Here is a 19301-nt window from a genome sequence, read left to right as displayed (position 1 = left end):
TTTAATCCGCTATCAGGAGGATTCGAACGATGAAGCCGATGCGTTTTGCGCTTGCCGTCGCTCTCTGCGCCGTCATGCTATTGGGTGTCGTGGCACTGACCGGCTGCAGCAACAAGGACGTCGCGGCGAAGGTCAACGGCCAGGTGATCAAGGTCTCGGACCTCAATGCACAACTCGACCAGCTCAAGAAGCAGTATCCGCAGATGTTCACGGGGACTGACGCGCAGGGTCGACTTCTCGACTTCAAGCAGAGGCTGTTGGAGAACCTGATCAACCAGGACCTCATCGAGCAGGCCGCGAAGAGCAAAGGCATCGACGTCTCCGACGCCGACGTCCAGAAGCAGATCGACCAGCTCAAGAGCGGTTTCAAGGACTCCACGCAGTTTGACTCGGCGCTCAAGAGCGCTGGCATGACCCTGGACCAGCTCAAGTCCCAGATTCGCAACCAGCTTGTGACGCAGAAGCTTGTCGAGACGCTGTCCGCCAATCAGACGGTCAGCCAGTCCGATATCCAGGCTTACTACGACAAGAACAAGTCGCAGTTCTTCCAGAAGCCGGCGAAGCGCGCCAGCCACATCCTCTTCAAGCCGGAGGACAAGGCGCTGGCGGCCAAGGTGCTCAAGGAGATCCAAGCCGGAACGATCACGCTTCCGGATGCTGCCCGCAAGTACTCGATCGACACCGCTACCGCTTCCAAGGGCGGCGACCTCGGATGGCCGACGACGGCCTACGTGCCCGAGTTCCAGGCGGCTCTCGACAAGCTGAACAAGGGCCAGATGTCGGGCCTCGTGCAGTCACCGTACGGCTGGCACATCATTCTGGTCACCGACGTTCGCTCCGGTACCCAGCAGCCGCTGGCGGACGTGAAGTCGCAGATCCAGCAGATCATCGTGCAGCAACGTCGCAGCGACGCTTACCAGCAGTTCCTCAACGACCTGCGCAAGAACGCGAAGATCGAATACGTCGAGGCCGACCTCAAGCCCAACGCCGCCAAGGGTGGCAGCACCTCGGCTTCAGGCACCGCCCCGTCGACTACAACCAACTAGCGGCGGGGTAGGGGGATCGTGAGCCACGGGTTCGACGAGTTCGTCGATCTCATTGCGGTCCTTCGCGGCCCGGGGGGTTGCCCTTGGGATCGCGAGCAGACGCACGACTCGATCGCCAAGAACATGGTGGAAGAGGCCTACGAGGCCGTCCACGCCATAGAGACTCACGACGTCGCCGATATCCGAGAGGAGCTCGGCGACGTTTTGTTGCAGGTGGTCCTGCAGTCGCAGATCGCCGCCGACGCAGGCGAGTTCACCATCGACGACGTTGTCGCCGCCATTCACGCCAAGATTGTGCGCCGCCACCCGCACGTGTTCGGTGACGCTGCTGCCGAGGATGCTGCGGCTGTTACCCGCACCTGGGACCAGATCAAGAGCGTCGAGCGCGCCGAGAAGCAGCAGGGTCTGCTCGACACCGTGCCCCACGCGCTGCCCGCACTGATGCTCGCGCAGACCATATCGCGCAAGGCCGTCTCGGCAGGGTTTGAGTGGGATAGCCTCGAAGGGGTATGGGCCAAGGTGCACGAGGAGATCGACGAACTCAAGGCCGAAGAGCCCGGCAGTCCCGGCGCGCAAGACGAGATCGGCGATCTGCTGTTCTCGATCGTGAATCTGGCTCGCAAACAAGGCATCGATGCCGAGACGGCGCTTCGCGGAACGTGCGACAAGTTCCGGGGACGTTGGTCGGCGATGGAGAAGGCCGCTGCCGAGGGGGGCACCAAGCTCGACGAGCTGGGGCTCGAGGCGCAAGAAGCGCTGTGGCAGAGGGCAAAGCGGATAGAGAAGGGGCATGCCTAGATGAGCATCATCACCGACATCTACGCCCGCGAGATCTTGGACTCGCGCGGCAACCCGACCGTGGAAGTCGAGGTCGTTCTCGACGACGGCAGCTTCGGCCGCGCGGCAGTGCCGAGCGGCGCCTCCACGGGCGCCTTCGAGGCCGTAGAGTTGCGCGACGTCGACTCGGCCCGCTATCTGGGCAAGGGCGTGCAGGGCGCCGTCGACAACGTCAACGACATCATCGCCGAGGAGCTCGTGGGCATGGACGCGAGCGACCAGCGCTCGATCGACGCCGAGCTGCTCGCTTTAGACGGCACCGCCAACAAAGGCAAGCTCGGCGCCAACGCTGTCCTGGGCGTTTCGCTGGCCGTGGCTCGCGCCGCAAGCGAGTCGACCGAGCTAACGCTCTACAGCTACATCGGCGGCGCCAACGCGCACGTTCTGCCGGTGCCGATGATGAACATCCTCAACGGGGGCGTGCACGCCGACAACAACGTCGACCTGCAGGAGTTCATGGTCATGCCGGTGGGAGCCTCCACCTTCGCCGAGGGCCTGCGCTGGTGCGCCGAGATCTACCACACGCTGAAGAAGGTCCTGCAGGAGCGCAAGCTCGGCACCGCCGTGGGCGACGAAGGTGGCTTCGCACCCAACCTTGAGAGCAACGAGGCCGCGCTTGCGATCATCGTCGAGGCGATCAAAGCCGCTGGCTACACTCCCGGCGAGCAGGTTCGCATCGCGCTTGACCCGGCATCGACCGAGTTCTACGACGCTGCGCGCGGTGTCTACATGCTCAAGGGCGAGGGACGCGAGCTGACCAGCGAGCAGATGGTCGACTTCTGGGAGGACCTCGCCAACCGCTATCCGATCATCAGCCTCGAGGACGGCATGTCCGAGGACGACTGGGACGGCTGGAAGCTCCTGACCGATCGCCTGGGAAGCAAGCTGCAGCTGGTGGGCGACGACCTGTTCGTCACCAACACCGAGCGCCTCAGGAAGGGCATCGAGCTCGGCGTAGCCAACTCGATCCTGATCAAGCTCAACCAGATCGGCTCGCTGACCGAGACGCTCGAGACCATCGAGATGGCCAAGCAGGCCGGCTACACGTGCGTTATCAGCCACCGAAGCGGCGAGACCGAGGACACCACCATCGCCGACCTCGCGGTGGCGGTGAACGCAGGTCAGATCAAGACCGGTGCGCCGGCCCGCTCCGACCGCGTCGCCAAGTACAACCAACTGCTGAGAATCGAAGAGGAGCTCGCCGACTCCAGCGAGTACCTGGGTATGGCGGCCTTCTACAACCTGCGCGGCTAGTCGCTGCCGCTCGAAACCGCACGGCCCCGTGGTCCCGGCCCCGTTCGCGGCGCCGGGACCACGTGCGTGCGGACCCGACGATCGCGCGCGGCGCGTGCCCGGATGCCTCGATGCACACGCCTGCCCGCCTGCGCCCGCCGCACCGCCGCCCGCCCGCGTCCTGCCTGCGGCGTCTCGCCGAGAAACCCGCACCACTCGCGGGCGTGGGGTGCCGGTACGTGCGGGTCTCGGCCATACTCGCTAGAGTCGGGTATGCACTGATAGGCCCGCTGCACGAAAGCCCCGTGGCGGTGCCGGCCGCCTCGTCCCCAAACGCCTGGAGCGCACCGCGCCATGACAGACCGCATCCGAACAGCAGCCGCTCCGGTGGTGCCGCCGCGGTTCGGCGTGCCGATCGAAAGCGCGTTGGCTCGCCGAGAGCGCCTCGCAAACCAGTACGACTACGACTTCGGACAGGAACGCATCTTTCCGGAGCTGGTTGTCGCGCTGCTCGAGGAGGTTCCCTCGGACATCGACATCCTCGAGGTGGGCGCCGCAACAGGCCTGCTCACACGCCCCCTGCTCGGACATGCTCGGCGCCTGACGGCGCTCGAGCCGTCGCCCGGCATGCTGCGTCGCTTGCTCGCGAGTGATGTGGCCGAGGACTCGCGACTCGGAACGTCGCAAGGCATGGTGGAAGACCTGCCCGCCGAGGCGATCTTCGACGTCGCGGTGGTCACGTTCACACCGCGCCGCGGCCTGGGGCTGCTGCACCTGCTCACGGCGCTCGCCGACCACGTGCGCGATCGCGTGATCATGCTGCTCGAGGACGAGGGATCGCTCGATTGGGCCTACCTTGCTCGCGCCGCGTCGCTGCAAGGCTTCGACGTGCGCCTGCGCCTTGTGGGCGAGACCTGCGATGACCCGGAGGCGCGCCGGCGCGCCGTCATCCTGACCGCCGACGTGGCGAGCTGGTGCGAGCAGATCGACCCGGAAGACGTCTGGGAGTTTGAGAGTCGCTCGATCGACGTGCCATTTCCCGCGCCACGTGGTGCAGCCACGCGGCTCGTACGCTACTTCCTGACAGCCGGTGAGCGAGCCTTGCTCATCCGCACCGACGAAAAGGGTCTGGAACGCCTCTACGGTAATCTGCGCACTGCTGTTCATCGCCTCGGTCGTGAAGAGGTGACAGTGCGCCGCACCGATGAGGGAATCCAGATCGTCCGCTTGCCCAAAGCGATCGACTAGGAGACCGCCATGCGGCGCACAAAGATCATCGCAACTGTGGGACCGTCCACCGACAACCCCGAGACACTCGAAGCCGTCCTGTTCGCCGGCGTCGACGTCGTGCGGCTCAACGCCGCGCACTCCGGCCCAGAGGCACTCGCAAAGCGCCTTGCCGCCGTCCGAGCCGCCGAGCAGCGCATCGGCCGTCACGTCGGCGTGCTCGTCGACCTGCCCGGCCCCAAGATCCGCGTCGGCGACGTTTCGCCGGGGACGGTCTTGGAGCGCGGCCAGTCCTTCACGCTTGAAGGCGAGGAGTGCGTGGGCGACACCAAGCATGCCTGCATCACGTACAACGGCTTGGCCGATGACGTGCACCCGGGCGACCGCCTGCTCCTCGACGACGGCCGGCTCGAGCTCGCCATCACCGGCATTTCCGGCCGAGACGTGCTCACGCGCGTCGAAGTGGGCGGACCGCTGCTCTCGAACAAGGGAGTCAACGCGCCGGGTGTCACGCTGGGCGTCGATTCGATCACCGACTACGACCGAGAGATCGTCGACTGGGTGCGTCACGCCGACGTCGACTTTGTCGGGCAGTCGTTCGTGCGAAGCGCCGCCGACGTGACAGCCCTTCGCGAGCTACTCGGCCCCAGCAACGTTCCCATCGTCGCCAAGATCGAGAAGTTCGAGGCGGTCGAGGACCTGTGCGCCGTGCTCGCCGTCGCCGATGCCGTCATGGTCGCTCGAGGCGACCTGGGCGTCGAGACATCGCCGGAGGCGGTACCCGTCCTGCAGCGCCGCATCATCGCCGAGGCCCGCAAAGCCGGAAAGCCGGTCGTGGTCGCCACGCAGATGCTCGACTCGATGACCACCGCGCCTCGTCCCACGCGCGCCGAGGCAAGCGACGTCGCCAACGCGATCTTCGACCGCGCCGACGCCGTGATGTTGTCGGGCGAGACGGCGGTGGGGGAGTACCCGCTGGAGGCCGTCGAGACTATGGCGCGCATCGCCAGTGCTGCCGAGGATGCCGTGGCCGGCGGTGGCTGGGACCGCTCGGACGGTCAGACCCAGAGCGTCCAGGAGGCCGTGAGTGCGGCGGTGTGCGACTTGGCTTCCGACCTGCGTCTGACCGCGATCGTGCCGATCACACAGTCGGGCGCGACCGCTCGGGCCGTGGCCAAGCACCGCCCCGACGCACCCATCGCTGCGGCGACGACGCAGCTCCAGACTGCTCGGCAACTTGGGATCGTATGGGGTGTGCGCTCGGTGGTGGTACCTTTTGCCGAGGACAACGACACGCTCCTCGACGAGGTGTGCGAGGCGATGAAGGCTAACGGAGTTGCCCGGAGTGGTGAGAAGATAGCGCTCACGGCAGGCCGAGCCGCCAACGCACCCGGCGGAACCGACTTCATCTTGGTCAGAGAGGTGTAGCGAGACACATGCGGACGCTCCGGACGCTGGGCATGGCCGCCGCGGCAGTTGCGTTGCTGCTTGCTGCGGGCTGTTCGTCGACGGCCTCGACCACAACCTCGGAGGCAACGTCCACTCTGACGACGGCGACGGCGGCTGCAGTGCCTACCGCTCCCGTGGGGCCGATGCTGGGCTCAAACGCCACGACGATGCCTGACGTCATCGGCCTGAATCTGCGTATCGCCGCGGAACGGTTCACGTCGGTGGGTTCGGGCGCGCGCATCTTCACCGACAACTACCACGGGGTGTGGGCCAAGGACGTGTACGGCGAGACCGTTCCCAGCGACCTCGGTGATCCTGTCGTCACGACCACGAGCCCTGCTGCAGGTTCGCTGTTGCATGGAGACAACCTCTACATCGGAACGGGCCCGCTCGCGCCTCGCAAGTACATGGGCAAGACGATCGGTCCGTGGTTCTTCGTTCACGGGCCGCTCGTGAAGCGGGTCAATGACCAGGGGTGTTGGGGATGCCACGCGCCCCAGTTCTGTCAGCGTTGCCACAATGGCTACAAGGTAGGCACGGCCGGCATGACGCACCCGCCGGTCACCGTGGAGTCGGTCTCCCGCAACAAGATCGCCGCACTCTTCCCCGACAAGAAGGTCTCGGTCACTCGGGTCGTGGTCAACGGCACCGACGGCTACGCCGTCTACCTCACGTACACCGACCCGGCTTCAGCTACGTCGGTTGAGCGTGGCGCGACCGAGGGCAAACTCGCTACCGCGATTGCAGATGCCAAGCTGAGTGGCGTAGGCAGTCTGACCGTCATCTGGATGGACTCCACCGGGCAGACGGCGGCCATCGACAAAGTGCCTCTCAGGTAGCGTCTGCCGACCCCGAACACGCGTTCGTATCCTTCACCCTCAACCTGACGTCTAGGCGACACGCGGGCGTTTCCTGTGCTACCATCGCTGCCAGAGGGGGCTCACAAGGGCGTTCTCAATCGCTGGCCTGCACACAGGACTCTGAGGGTATGACACCGAGGAACACGCAGCTAGGGGCTTCAGCGGCCGCACGCAAGACGCCCGTCCGTCGGGGTGTCAGCGCTGCGTCGTCTGCACGCACTCCCGCCAAGAGCAAGCCGTCGGCCGCGCGCGCCGAGAGCCCGTCGCGCCCCAAGCGCGATGCATCGTGGTTCCGCTGGTGGCTGCTGCCGATCTTCGTGATCGGCGCCGTTGCGATCTTCGTCGTTAGCTTCTATCCCGTCGCACGCGTTCAGTACCGTGAGACGCGCGAGCGCGCACGCCTGCAGTCCGAGTACAACTCGCTCACGTCGCGCAACGAGCGCCTCTCCACCGAGGTCGCCCGCCTCAAGACGCCAGAAGGTGTGGAGGACTACGCCCGCTCACAGCTCGGTATGGTCAAGGCGGGCGAGCATGTCGTCGTGGTTCTCGACGGCACCGCGAAGCCCAGCGCGCTGCCGACAGAGGGCGCCGTGCCCGAGCTCGAACGCAGCGGCGAGACCACGGTAGCGCCGAGCGGGCCATGGACGGCCTTCCTCGACTCCGTCTTCAACACGCAGTGAGTGACGACCCCGGTGCTGCGCAGCCTCCATCCCGCGAGGCACTTCTTGTCGCCGAGCAGCTCGGTGGCCGAGTTCCTCGCGAGCCGTGGCGAGTCGCCGCGCGGTGCGCGCACGGCTTCCCGACAGTGATCGTCTCGCCGTCACTTCTCGCCGACGGGACGCCGTTCCCCACGTTCGCCTGGCTGACCTGCCCGCATCTGTCCGAGGCGCTCGCTGCCGAGGAGTCCGCGGGTGCGACCGCCGTCTGGGCGACGCGCGCGGCTGCCGACCCTGCGCTTGCCGAGAGCTTGCGTGCTGCCGACGGCGCGCTACGCGCGGCGCGCGTAGCCGAGTCAGGCGGCGTCGACGCGTGCGAGAGTGTGGGACTGGCGGGTCAGCGAGATCCCCTCGGCGTGAAGTGCTTGCACGCGCACGTGGCGCTCGTGCTCATCGGCATCGATGATCCTATCGGCGCGGCCGAGCTCGGGAAGATACCCCACAGTTGCCCCGACGGGCGCTGCACGTCCTTGCAACCAACCAGCCTGCTGCAGCGCAGGTAACAGGAGGCTTTCCGTGTCACAGTCCAGACGGCTTGCGGCCATCGACATCGGCACCGTGACCACGCGGCTGCTCGTGGCCGACGTCTCGGCGGCCGGTGTGACCGAGGTCGCTCGCAGCACCGACATCACACACCTCGGCGAGGGTCTAGGCGCGACAGGACGCCTGTCCGACGCCGCGATGGGACGCGTTGCGGCGGTCCTTGCGCGCTACGGCACCACAATCGCTGAGCTCGGTGGGGTGGAGCGCATCACCGCGTTGGCCACGAGCGCTTCGCGAGACGCCGAGAACGCCGCCGACTTCCTCGCGCTGCTCGCCGAACACGGAATCGTTCCCACGATCATCCCGGGCGAGCGCGAGGCACGTCTGTCGTTCGCCGGTGCGACCAGCGACATGGAGCCGGGCGAGGGCGTGCTCGTCGTCGACCTCGGCGGCGGTTCGACCGAACTGGTGCTGGGAGACCTCATCGCCGAGGACGGCGTCCGGACCGCCGAGATCGTTAAGGCTCGCTCGATCGACGTGGGGAGCAAGCGCGTCACCGAGCGCTTCTTGCTCTCTGATCCGCCGACCGCCCAAGAGCTCTCCGACGCTCGCGAGTGGGCCACCGCGCAGCTGCGGCCATACTTCGACGGCCTGCGCGAGCGCCCCACGCTGATGGTTGCTGTCGCCGGTACCGCCACGAGTCTCTCGGCGATCCGCCAGGAGATGGCGATCTACGACCCCTCGCTCATCCACTGCAGCTGCCTGACCGGCTCGGAGTTGGCCGACCTTACCGAGATGCTCGCCGCGATGACCACCGAGGAGCGCACGCACGTGGTCGGACTCGACCCGGGACGTGCGCCCGTGATCGTGGCCGGCGCGCTCATTCTCGAGACGGTCGTCGCGCTTGCAGGCCTGGACTCGACACTCGTCAGCGAGCACGACATCCTGTATGGGATTCTGCTTGACACCTTCAAGGTGCTGCAGGGCGGCGCGACCGACGGGCAGATACCCGCCGAGTAGCGTGCGAGCGCATGGACGGGGCGGCGTATCCGAATTGGCATAGGAAGCGGACTTAAAATCCGTCGGGCGAAAGCCCATTGTGGGTTCGACTCCCACCGCCGCTACCATATCTGACCTGCGACGGAACGCAGAAAAGGCGCTCCCACCCCGAAGAGTGAGAGCGCCCGTGTGTGCCAGTTGGTGCCATCTTGCGGTCACAGACTGTGATTCCAACGCCGTCACGCGGCGCGTTACTAGTCTCAACCGCAGTCCCACGGGGGAAGGTTGGGGTCGGTCATTAGCGGCTTCTTTCTCTAATGCGATTGCGGGATTAGCAGCTAAAGCCACGACGATTCGCGGTGGTATCGCTCGGGTGTGTGGTAGGCAGCATCGCCAGCGTCTCGTCGCTCAGTGAGCACTCAGAGACTCCGGTGACACGCTCGAAGGCATCCGGGCGGTCAGCGGCGCAACGGCCCGTCTCGGTGAGTATCGGGCGCCACAGCGGGCACCATGTGTGACAGGCTGCCATGACTCACCTCACACGTAGTCGATGCTGACCAGCGCGCCGGGGTCGAACGTGAACAGCATGAACCGCTTCATCGCTCCCACGAATCCCTCTTCGCGGTGCCACTTGTCGGTTCTGGCGGCGGTGGACAGACAGCGGGTGACGACGCCGAACTGGTCGACGCTGATCTCATGGTGGTAGTGGGCCGCGTGGACTTCCCTCACCTTGGCGCTTGCGAAGTTAGGGAACTCAGAGGAGAACACGCGATCCAAGTCCTTGCGGTTGCGCGAGTCGCCGTGCGTGATGCCGATGGCGACATCGCCGAACCTATGCACCTTGCGCTCGCAGATGGTGAGGTCGAACACTGCTTGCGGGTACTTCCATGCGAGCCCCTGGCAGAACATCCACGTCATGGACTCGTCGTGATTGCCGATCTCGTAGTAGACGAACACCTCAGCCGCCGACTCCAAAGCCGCCTCGATGATTGCGCAGATGAACGTCGTGCCATCACTTGAGGCTTGTGTCCAGTCCACGGACGATTGCTGTGTGCCGTTGCTTGTGGTGTTCTTGAAGTTGTCGACGTGGAAGAAGTCAGAGCCCACGGGGATGACGATGCGCGCCCATGTGCGGCTTCTGATCTTGCCGATGATGCGCGCGAGTGAGTCCCGGTACCACGCGAGTGTCGAGTTTCCGAAATGCGCGTCAACGATACCCAACTCGAGGAGCAGCTGGCCGTCCTTGGGCTGCTTGAGACGAATTGGCTTGACGTTCGCCAATGCGCCGGCCAAGTCCTCGACGGTCAGTACGATCTCCTTGGGGCTGACCCAGACGGTCGACGCGTACAACTCGGAGATGTCGTGGCCGGTGCCCTCGGCGTTCTTCGACGCCATGTTCCACGCTTTGTTCACAACCCTGTCTAGCGTCCAGTTCTCGGGATTGAACCCGTGGGCGCGTAGCAACGATTCGTCGCTGTCGAGATCGTCGGCGGTAAGGCGCAGGAGCCGAGTACGCGTGCGGCTTCCATCGTCGCGGCGCTCGTCCACGTTCTCGAACGTGTCTGGCGTCCTGCCGTCACGACTGTGCTCGCCGGGTACCGATTCTGGTGCATCGGTGACGCAAGGGTTGCCAGCGCGATCGAGTGTCGGCACGAGGCTAGGCCATGCCTTCTGCATCTTGAGCCGGCGCCCTTGCCAGCCGGGGATACCGACCTCGGGGAACTCACGCGAGAGGATGGTGCCGCCCTTGTGCCCGTGCTCGCGGCAGAACGCCTCCGTAAGGTAGTACGAGACCTTCGGCATTCAGTCTCCCGACTCTCGGGGACAAGGCGAAAGCGCACGTAACGCGCAGCGTTACTAGTCCGGAAGGGTTAGCTGAGGAAGCTCCCGCTGTTGGGGTCAGCCTTTCCCCCCACCGGGAAGTAGCGCGACAGCACCTGCGCGGCGAGCAGCGCGAGCATGGATGACGCACTCGCGAGGATGGTCATGTAGTCACCGTGGAACGTGCCGCCTGCCCACATCGCGGCGAGCGCGTGCAGGACGTAGACCAGCACGGGGGCGATGACGCCGACGATGATGGCCTGGACTACGGCATTGTTCCAGAACTGCTTGGACGTGATACAACGCATGGGGCCTCCCTAGAGTTTCGCCAGCGCGGAATTGAGTGCGGTCACGTCGAATCCCTCAGGCGTGTGGCCGCCGCTGTCCAGGTAGTCCAGCGGGACGTACGCGAGGATCTCGTCGCAGAACGTCTTGAGGAAACCATCCGTCATGCGCACGAGCTTGGCCCAGCTCACGATGTTCGTGTGGCTACCCCTGCGGGCGACGCCGGGAATGTAGTGCCCGCCATCGGACGGCGAGCCCTTCTGCCCGGTCATGGACCAGTAGAGCCCCTGGTCGAACTGCTTCATCGTGCGATCTGTGACGGTGATGCCCAGTCCGGCCGCGCCGAACAGGTACATGGCGACCTCGAGCTTGCTCACGTCGATCGGCACATCGAGATAGGCGCCGATGCGGTGGACGTTTCCGGCCGAGTCCACGATGCCATGCTTCTGGCGGTACTTCGCCGCGGCAACCATGTCGGTGCCCCGGTCGGTGTTGGGATCGGCGGGATCGTAGCCGGTGATGTCGGAGTAGGCGCGGATGGCGTCTGAGTCCTTGAACGCGGCAGGCTTGCCCGTGGCGTGGCAGTCGAGGATGCCCTCATTGACGGCCCCGGCCAGCACGCAGTCGCCCACGGTGTCGTTGCCGCCCATGATGAAGGGCACGCCTACCTCGTGGCCGAACTGTTTGGGCGGCGTGGGAAGCTGCGCGATCGCGAAAGCCACGCGCTCCACGTCGACGAACGTGTCGAGCTTGAAGCTCGCGAGCTCGGGAGACGGGTTGCGGCCTAGCTTCACGGCAACCACCTCATAGCGTTGTAGCGGATGAAGCCGTCATGGCCGCCCCAAGCCACGTGAGCGACGGTGCGGACGCTGTTCACGTTCAGGACGCTCACGACGCCGCCAGAGCGCGCCCAGCCGATGCGGTGCGTCAGATGGGCGTCGGCGTAGAGTCCAGCCGTGTGGCGCATCACAGCGCGCGTGTGATAGTTGGCAGGCCGAACTACGATCGGTGCGGGAGACGGTTTCGGTGCCGGTTGGGCACCATTGAGCGGATACCACGGCTGCCTGAGCACGACGTTGACATCGAACCCGTGCGGAGCCTTGCCTGCCGTGAGCCCGGTGACTCTGGCCCCTCCATATACGCCGATGCGAGCCGCGCCGATAACCGAGTCCCAGCCCTCGAAGTACGGTCGCACCGAGGCAGCCGACGTATCGGTGTCCACAGCGACCCAGCAGAAGCCCTTGGGGTATCCAGCCTGCGCCAGCCACGCCTGAGCGGTCTTCGCGTCTGAGACGCCAGCAGAGCGCCCAGACAAGGCACGAGCGGCGGTGGACTCATAGACGACTCCGACCGGGACTCCAGCCTTCACGTATCCGCGAAGCTCGGTGAACGTCATGCACTTCCACGGCGAGGTGGCGATGTAGCGGATGATGCCGTAGCCGTGGGAGTGAAGCCACAGCGGGTCTACCGGCGAGGTATGGTCGAGCACGATCGGCTTGCCCGGATACCTACGCTGAGCCGCAGCGATGTTCGTGCCGAAGCTGTTGAGCTGATACAGGTTCGTGTTCGCGGGCACCTTGCCGCCCGACCATGCCTGCGTGAGCCAGTGACCCGTAGCGAGGCCGTTCGTGGCACCGTAGAGCACAGTCGCGGTCGTGACGGCCTGCGGATGCACGACCGGAGCGACAGGAGCCGCCTTCGGCGCGCAGCCGGTCAGCGCGGCCACGAGGGCCAGCGCGAGGATGATGCGTTTCATGGTGACTCCCTACTCTCCGTTGGGCGATAGCGTTGACGAGGCGCTCAGGATGTGCTCGCCGGGCACCTTGCGCATCTTGCAGACGAACGCGTCGTCGCAGCCGCCTGAGTTCACGGCCGCCCGAAAGGCGTCCTCGAGCGCATGGTCCTTGCCACGCACCACACCACGGAGCTCGGCGATGATGACTTCCTGCTCGTGCACCTTCTCCGCAAGCTGCTCGCGGCACAGCTTCTCGGTCTCGAAGGCCTTTTGCAGGTTCTCGATCGCGTCGTTCTGGAACTTGAACACGGAGTACTTCTTGACCAGCAGGCCGAACGTCACGATGAAAGCGAAGGCGATGAATCCCCCGATGACCTCGAAGATGTAGTACGCGGTATGCAGGAAGTTGTCGGGCACTGGTGCGGTCACGGCGACTCCTAGTCGGTCGATTCGATTACCACGGGACGGGCTTGGAGCCTTCGGTCTCGCAAAGGTTCTCCACGAGGCTTGTGAGGTGTTCCATCTGCGCTTGGTGCCGTGCCTCTTCGCGTGCGTCGAGTTCTTCGCGGTGCGCTTCGGAGGCCTCGCCTTGCAGCCGTTGGCCGTACATGATTACCGACAGCAGCACGAGCTGTAGGAACGTCTGCGCGAGCCACGCCACGATGACGAGAAGCTGACCGCTCGCAAGCGCGGCCGGCAGCGACACGAGCGCGATACCCGCGAACAGGTACGCCGCCCACATCGTGCCGACCGCGTTCGTGATTGCCGCGCCTAGCCGCTCGTTGAAGGCTCGCATGGAGTCTCCTTCGTCAGCATCTCCACCTGCTTGCTCAGAGCGTCAATCTGTTCCTGAAGCATCACGGCCTCGAGGTGCGCGTCGAACAGCGCACCGCCGATGCGCTCCCGCAGCTTGGCAAGGTTGATGGTGTCGTTCACTTGGCCTCCAATGCTTCGATGCGTGCGGCGAGTTCCTGAATGCCGCCGAATGCGAGCGCGACAGCGCCGCCGAGGTCATAGCCGCCCTCCTCGTTGACGAGGATTGCGGGCAGCTCGTCGGAGATGATGCCGAGGCGCTTCGGGGCATCCTTCGGGTCGGCCTTGAAGCGGTACTGATGAGGCTTAGCAGCGAGCACCTGCGAGAGCGCGCCCTTATGTACCGTGATGGCCGTCTTGAGCTTGCGTGCCGACATGGGAGAAAACGCCAACGCGCGGACGGTCTTGTAACCGCTATCCGAGGCGTCGCGGAACTGCCAATCTCCGCCATCGGAAGGGGCTTTGAGATAACCATGCGAACCCAGACCGAGGCGGGTGTTCCCGCCGGGGGAATCTATGGTGGCACCGTTGGCCCCAGGGAGGTCGAGCAGGATTGCGGCAGGGTCGGCATTTGACCTATCCGCGCTTGCGAGGCGAATCCCTGCGCTTCCCCATGTCTGAGTTCCCGAGCCGCCAGCCTTGAGGTCGCATCCACTGATTATCGAGGTGTATATCTGGCGTGCGTTGCCACTCCCGTACTCGTAGCTGGTGATTTGGGCGGGGGTCACGTCGAGGCTGGAACCGGACTTGATATTGATGACGCCTGTGCCGCCATTGACGCCGGGGCCAAGTTCGACCACCGCGCCGCTGGATGCGGTGCGGATTGTCGAGCCCGTGATGTTCAGGCCCATGATGGTGCCCGACACCAGAGAACCCGCGTCGAGGTTCGTGACTGTGATCTGCGATGCGTCCAGCGTGCCGAAGAGCCCAGCCGCCGAGATTGAGACGCCCGAGACGATGGTGCCGGCCGTTATCTTGTTCGCGCTGATGTTCGCCAGTTCGCCGTCAGGGACGGCCACGAACGCCCAGCCACCAGTCGGCTGCGAAGCAGGAACGACGAACGGCGAGCGGGTAACGCCATCGCTCTTGACGGAGCACACCTTGTAGAAGAACGGTCCCTCACCGACGCCGTGCTTGATGGGAACGACCGTCTGGTCGCCAGAGTACACACGGTTCGTGAAGTTGCCACTCGTGGTATCGGGGGTGAAGCCTGCGGTGTAGTCCTCGTATATCTCATACGTGCGCCACAACGCCTCTGGCGGCAAGTCCCAATGCAGGATGAGCGTCTTGAACGCCAGAGCGCCGTCGAGGTTCTGCGGGGCGTTGGGAGTGCCCACCGTGTCGGCCTGCTGGAAGTAGCTGTTGAACGCAGGCATGTTGCCGACTGTGATGCTTGGTGCGGGCGTGACCGCCGCGATTGACTGCGCGTCGGGCGCCTCAAGCAGCGTCAACGGCTGGGCGCCGAGTGTCAGTTCGTCGGAAAGCGCGCCCAGAGCCCATGTGGTCTGCTCTACGACCAGTTGATAGGTGCGACCGTCAGACAGGCCGAGAACGCTTGCGAACAGTCCAGGGCGGCACGTGGTGTCGTGGTCGATGGAAGCCGTAGCCTCTAGGCGAGGTTGAGCGTATTCGAGGAAGTACGCCGTCGCGTAGTCTGACGCCTGATGGTAGCTCGTGATCTGCGCGAGCTGGAGCTTCTTGGCCCGGACTCCGTAGGTCGCGTGTGAGGCCGTGTCATCGAACGTGTACGTACCCGCTCTCGTGACCATGATGAGGCGGTTCACGATGTCTCTGGCTGTGTGCGTGGTAGTCCAGTTGCGCCCGTTGCCGTTCGATGTCGCGCCGGACACGGGGAGCTGGATGGTGTAGTTCGGAGTGGCGGGAACCGTCTCGACGTGCAGCGCCATGTTCGCGTCGATCCAGAAGGTGACTCCCGCGAGGTCGGCTATCTCCTGCATCGCTTCGAGTACGGGCTTGTCGGTGTAGCTGAGGTTCGCCACGACGTAGCTGCCCGCGCTCACGAAGCTGGCGTTGTACGTCCAGTCGGGAACAGCGTTGCAGAGGGTGCAGAACGCCTGTGCGGCAGTGACGCCCACGAGGTTGCCCGTGTAGGTCAGCGTCTTGCCGAGCACCAGCGGCCCGACGCACGCCATGCTGATCGTGAGGTTCTTCCAGTCCGGCGTGTAGCTATCCACATAGTAGACGGCCTGACGTGCCCCGCCGTTCCAGTATTCGACCTTGGATGCCTCGTTCGCCCATGTGTGGAACTGAGCGATGGTGGACGCTTGGAAGCTGCCGGCCAGCCCGCCCGCGTCGTTGCGGACGGCGGTAAAGGTGAGGTCGGAGAACCCGCCGAGGGTCGATGAGGTGATGTCCGTGAACCCGGAGATACCGCGCTTGTAGAAGCGGAGCGTCTCCAACGTCGGAGTAGGGGTGATGTCCGCCAGAGCGGTGCCACCGAAGTCAGCGAACGACACCAGAGCGCCAGCCTGTGCGGCCAGCCCACCGAAGTCGGCATACTCTCCCGAGACTACGGGCACGCCCGTCGCTGTGCCGCCGAAGTCGGCATAGGTCGCCTGAGGTACGAACTGCATCGCCAGTCCGCCGAAGTCGGCGTAGGTGGCTGGGAGGTACGGCGTGATCGTAGCTTGCAGATGTGCGGCGATGGCCGCCTGCCCTGCGGTATCGGGATGGCCGCTGTTGACGTAAGGAACGTCAGTCCAGCCGCTCGCGTCGATGTAGTGACAGCCGGCGTTGTTCCCCATGACGTAGGACACGTCTGCTGAGAACGCCGCGCTCCCGTTGATGTAGCCCATGCCGAAGAAGGGCACCGTCGCCCACTTGGCACGCACTGCGGTGACGAGGTTCTGATACTTCGTGCGCCTCGTGGCAGAGGTCTCGCCGGTGTCGTTGTTGCCGAGTTCCATGAGGACGAAGCTCGGCGGGGTCGAGGGCCATGCAGCGGTCTGTCCGGCCATCGAATTTCCGAAGGCCGTGTCCATCTCGGGCCAGCCGGTCGTGCCGTAGCTCTCGCCGATGCCCGCGCCGCCGTTGGCGAAGGTGATGACATCGCAGCCGAGAGAGCTACCGAGAACCTGTGAGAACGCCAGACGCCCGCTGCCATAGCACGGATGGTTCGGCTGGGCATCGTTGGTGGTCTGTGACCAGTGGGCGGCGTTCCACGCGACGTCGGTGTTCGTGGAGGTGCAGGAGTAGTACCAGCCATCATCGGCGTTGTAGACCACGGCTCCGACAGGGTAGTACGTCCCAGCCGTCCATGTGGCCCCGCCATACCCGAGCACGAGGTTTCCACAGTCGAAGCTGTCGCCGAGGACGAGTCCCCAGATAGGGTTCGGCGAGGGCCACGCCGAGACCGTTGACCCGGTATCGACCGTGTAGCCCGTGATGCTCAGGCCGACGCCGGTGTTCCACTGGTTGTCCTGGAAGTAGTTGCCCGCCAAGATTATCTGCGCGTGATGCGTCCCCGAGGTCAGGCCCGAGGCGAGCCCCATGCCGTTGCTGATGGTAGACCGCTGGATGGCCCCGCCGTCTATCTGCCACTCAACTTCGGTGGGATAGGTTCGGCTCGGATTGTTGAGCTGGAGCGCGAGCGATGTCCCCGTGAACGTGAGCCGCGACCATGCGCCTTGGCAGATGGCTACCTTGGCCGTCCCGGTGTCTGCCCACAACGCCCCGCCGTAGGTCGCGTTCGTGTAGGCGACCGTCGTGCTCATGTGACCTCCCGACAACGCCAGCAGAAGTGCGAGCAATAGGAACCGGCGCACACGCTAGACCAGCTTCGCGTAGAGGACTTCCAGCTTGCCCGCCCAGTAGTCCGTGTAGGGGTCGCCAGCCATCGCCCAGTAGGTGTTGCTCGCGTCGTTGTAAACGGACGACCAGTTGATCCATGGCGTGATGATGCCGCTTGCGTTCCAAGTCGTGATGGGGTTGCCGCTCGCGTCGAGAACGGTGAAACGGAACTGTGTCGAAGTCGTCTCAAGACGCACAATGTAGGTGGTGCCGAGCGTGAACGTCGCGGGTACCATTCCTGTGGATGTCATCGTGTTTGTCGAGCGGTCGTGGTGGTAGTAAGTCGATCCGGTTCCGCCGACGTACTGGATCCCGGCCTGGTAGACGCCGGCCACATTATCGAACGTCATCATCACGCGCTGCGGAGGACGAACCCCCGAACCCTGCACAGTGGTCGGGATGGTGGCGTTGGCTTCCAGCGTGATAGCGCACATCGAGTTACCCGTCGCGAGGGTCTGCGGCGTGACCTTGAGTTCGTAGGTATGGACGTCCTTGGCGACCTGAGCCTTGTACTGCAATACCGCGCCCGAACTGGCTCCCGCAGACGAGTCGAGCGTCAGCTTGTTCGACGCGACGGCATACGTGCCACTTCCCGCTCCGTACGCGGCGAGGTTCGTGGTGTCGAGAGACTGGCCGGCCGAGAAGTCGTTGACCAGATACGGCGTGGCCGAGGCGTCGGAACTCCACGGGCTGAGATACCCCGTGGCGCTGACCGACTGTACCCACGAGTGCTCTGCGGTGAACGGCGTCAGGCCCGTGATGTCATAGGGGCTCGTGACGCCGGTGACCGTAGGCGTGCTGCCACCTGACCCACTCGTCGGATTCGTCGGGGCAGACGCCGAGGTGCCGTAGTAGACGTTGTAGCTGGCCGCGTCGGTCACGGCGCTCCATGTGTCCGTGATCTTCGAGGCGCCTGCCGCGGCGGTTACGGTCGGAGCGGCGAGGGTCGTGGACATGCTCACGGAGTTGGACGTGGCAGAAGTTCCGGAGTAGTCGCTGTTCTGCGTGTTCTGGACGACCACGGAGTAGGCCGTGCCGCCAGTCTTGCCCGTGACCGCGTAGGCGTAAGGACCGCTGCCAGACGGCGTGAATCCCGTCCACGTAGTCCCGCCGTTGTAGCTGATGCGCCAGTAGCCGAGCGGGTTGCTCACGTTGAAGTTGACCGTAAACCCGGTCGTGGTCGGAGAGGTCATCGTGGGCTGCGCTGAGAACGTGGTGGAAGCGCCCGCGCTGTTGGTGGTGAACCCGACGCCCGAGCTGGTGGCGAACAGACCGTCCGCGTCATATGCCCGAACGAACGCGAAGAGACCCTGTGACGCCGTGATGTTCGTGTACGTGCTGGGCGGCGTCGAGAGATACTGCGTGGCATCCACGCTTCCGGCCAACAGCGCCGATGACGCCGTAGCGGCTGACCAGTCGGCAGTGGATGGCGCGACGTTCGTGGTCTTGACGATGTACTTGCAGCTCTTCACAGCACCGTTGAACGATGCCGTGATGACCGCATCCGTGGTGTTCGGGGAGACCGACGGCCCGACCGTGATCGCCGGGAGCGCGATGGATGCCGCGCCGAACACGCCGCGCAGATAGACGCTCGTGTTACCGCTCGACTTGCCGGTGCCGCCCTGCTTGACGTAGAAGGCAGTCCCGCCACTGTTCGTGACGATGCCGATATTCACGCCGGTCTGGGCGCTCACATAGCTCGAACCGTCGGAGGATAGCGTAATGTCGGAGTCGTAGACGGCGGTGCCGTGGGCGTCCACGCAGTAGATGGAGACGGCTTGGGGCGTGCGGTAGCCCACCGCGTCATCCTTGGCGTAGAGCGTGATAGGCGTCGCGAGGGCGCCTATCTGCCACAGGATGCCGCTGGAATGCACGGACAGCGAATCGAGCCTGTCAACGAACTGCGTGCAGGCCGAGTCTGTGTAGATGCCGAGTGCCATCTGCGTACTCCTTACTTCGTGCCTGCGCGGGTGGTGTTGCGAACGTG

18 protein-coding genes and 1 tRNA gene are annotated in these 19301 nt (G+C 64.8%); 10 read left to right on the top strand and 9 right to left on the bottom strand.

Annotated elements, in window-relative coordinates:
* The first annotated feature begins 29 nt into the window (after positions 1-29).
* From P4L93_11785 to P4L93_11740, 10 genes are all read left to right on the top strand, one after another.
* The gene (locus tag P4L93_11785) at positions 30-1046 is read left to right on the top strand and encodes a SurA N-terminal domain-containing protein (GenBank protein ID MDR3687624.1); all 1017 of its coding nucleotides are present in this window, start codon (positions 30-32) and stop codon (positions 1044-1046) included.
* 18 nt (positions 1047-1064) lie between these two features.
* On the top strand, positions 1065-1844 hold the full coding sequence (gene mazG / locus P4L93_11780; protein ID MDR3687623.1) for a nucleoside triphosphate pyrophosphohydrolase: 780 nt from the start codon (positions 1065-1067) through the stop codon (positions 1842-1844).
* Positions 1845-3137, top strand: a complete 1293-nt coding sequence (eno, locus tag P4L93_11775; protein MDR3687622.1) for a phosphopyruvate hydratase — start codon at positions 1845-1847, stop codon at positions 3135-3137. It abuts the gene before it with no gap.
* 333 nt (positions 3138-3470) lie between these two features.
* The gene (locus P4L93_11770; protein MDR3687621.1) at positions 3471-4364 is read left to right on the top strand and encodes a class I SAM-dependent methyltransferase; all 894 of its coding nucleotides are present in this window, start codon (positions 3471-3473) and stop codon (positions 4362-4364) included.
* Positions 4365-4373: 9 nt separating this feature from the next.
* Positions 4374-5771, top strand: a complete 1398-nt coding sequence (pyk, locus tag P4L93_11765; protein ID MDR3687620.1) for a pyruvate kinase — start codon at positions 4374-4376, stop codon at positions 5769-5771.
* Between the two features lie 8 nt (positions 5772-5779).
* Positions 5780-6631: a hypothetical protein gene (locus tag P4L93_11760; GenBank protein ID MDR3687619.1), complete on the top strand. Its 852-nt coding sequence runs from the start codon at positions 5780-5782 to the stop codon at positions 6629-6631.
* A 149-nt stretch (positions 6632-6780) separates the two neighbouring features.
* Positions 6781-7332, top strand: coding sequence for a septum formation initiator family protein (locus tag P4L93_11755; GenBank protein MDR3687618.1), 552 nt, complete (start codon positions 6781-6783; stop codon positions 7330-7332).
* A complete protein-coding gene (locus tag P4L93_11750; GenBank protein MDR3687617.1) occupies positions 7329-7871 on the top strand; it encodes a DUF501 domain-containing protein in 543 nt (180 codons plus the stop codon). The genes P4L93_11755 and P4L93_11750 overlap by 4 nt, the downstream gene beginning before the upstream one ends.
* Before the next feature lie 13 nt (positions 7872-7884).
* Positions 7885-8871, top strand: coding sequence for a Ppx/GppA phosphatase family protein (locus tag P4L93_11745; GenBank protein MDR3687616.1), 987 nt, complete (start codon positions 7885-7887; stop codon positions 8869-8871).
* A gap of 19 nt (positions 8872-8890) precedes the next feature.
* Positions 8891-8978 (top strand) — tRNA-Leu (locus P4L93_11740).
* Between the two features lie 409 nt (positions 8979-9387).
* Here the strand turns inward: P4L93_11740 and P4L93_11735 are convergent.
* From P4L93_11735 to P4L93_11695, 9 genes are all read right to left on the bottom strand, one after another.
* The gene (locus P4L93_11735; protein ID MDR3687615.1) at positions 9388-10653 is read right to left on the bottom strand and encodes a hypothetical protein; all 1266 of its coding nucleotides are present in this window, start codon (positions 10651-10653) and stop codon (positions 9388-9390) included.
* A gap of 68 nt (positions 10654-10721) precedes the next feature.
* Positions 10722-10979 (bottom strand): hypothetical protein, encoded by a 258-nt coding sequence (locus P4L93_11730; protein MDR3687614.1) that lies wholly within the window; start codon positions 10977-10979, stop codon positions 10722-10724.
* A gap of 9 nt (positions 10980-10988) precedes the next feature.
* Positions 10989-11750, bottom strand: a complete 762-nt coding sequence (locus P4L93_11725; protein ID MDR3687613.1) for a hypothetical protein — start codon at positions 11748-11750, stop codon at positions 10989-10991.
* A complete protein-coding gene (locus tag P4L93_11720) occupies positions 11747-12712 on the bottom strand; it encodes a DUF1906 domain-containing protein (protein MDR3687612.1) in 966 nt (321 codons plus the stop codon). Before P4L93_11720 ends, P4L93_11725 begins: the two co-directional genes overlap by 4 nt.
* 9 nt (positions 12713-12721) lie before the next feature.
* Positions 12722-13120: a hypothetical protein gene (locus P4L93_11715; GenBank protein MDR3687611.1), complete on the bottom strand. Its 399-nt coding sequence runs from the start codon at positions 13118-13120 to the stop codon at positions 12722-12724.
* 25 nt (positions 13121-13145) lie between these two features.
* Positions 13146-13487 carry a hypothetical protein gene (locus tag P4L93_11710; protein MDR3687610.1) on the bottom strand — a complete coding sequence of 114 codons (342 nt, stop codon included), beginning with the start codon at positions 13485-13487 and terminating at the stop codon, positions 13146-13148.
* Positions 13463-13627, bottom strand: coding sequence for a hypothetical protein (locus P4L93_11705; GenBank protein ID MDR3687609.1), 165 nt, complete (start codon positions 13625-13627; stop codon positions 13463-13465). Before P4L93_11705 ends, P4L93_11710 begins: the two co-directional genes overlap by 25 nt.
* The gene (locus P4L93_11700) at positions 13624-17238 is read right to left on the bottom strand and encodes a hypothetical protein (protein MDR3687608.1); all 3615 of its coding nucleotides are present in this window, start codon (positions 17236-17238) and stop codon (positions 13624-13626) included. The genes P4L93_11705 and P4L93_11700 overlap by 4 nt, the downstream gene beginning before the upstream one ends.
* Before the next feature lie 54 nt (positions 17239-17292).
* Entirely contained in the window at positions 17293-19254 is a 1962-nt protein-coding gene (locus P4L93_11695) for a hypothetical protein (protein MDR3687607.1), read from the bottom strand.
* Between the last annotated feature and the right edge of the window lie 47 nt (positions 19255-19301).

Source organism: Coriobacteriia bacterium, from assembly GCA_031292615.1.
Taxonomy (GTDB): Bacteria; Actinomycetota; Coriobacteriia; order Anaerosomatales; family JAAXUF01; genus JARLGT01.
Note: the sequence above shows the minus strand (reverse complement) of the source record. Positions and strands in the feature narration are given on the sequence as shown.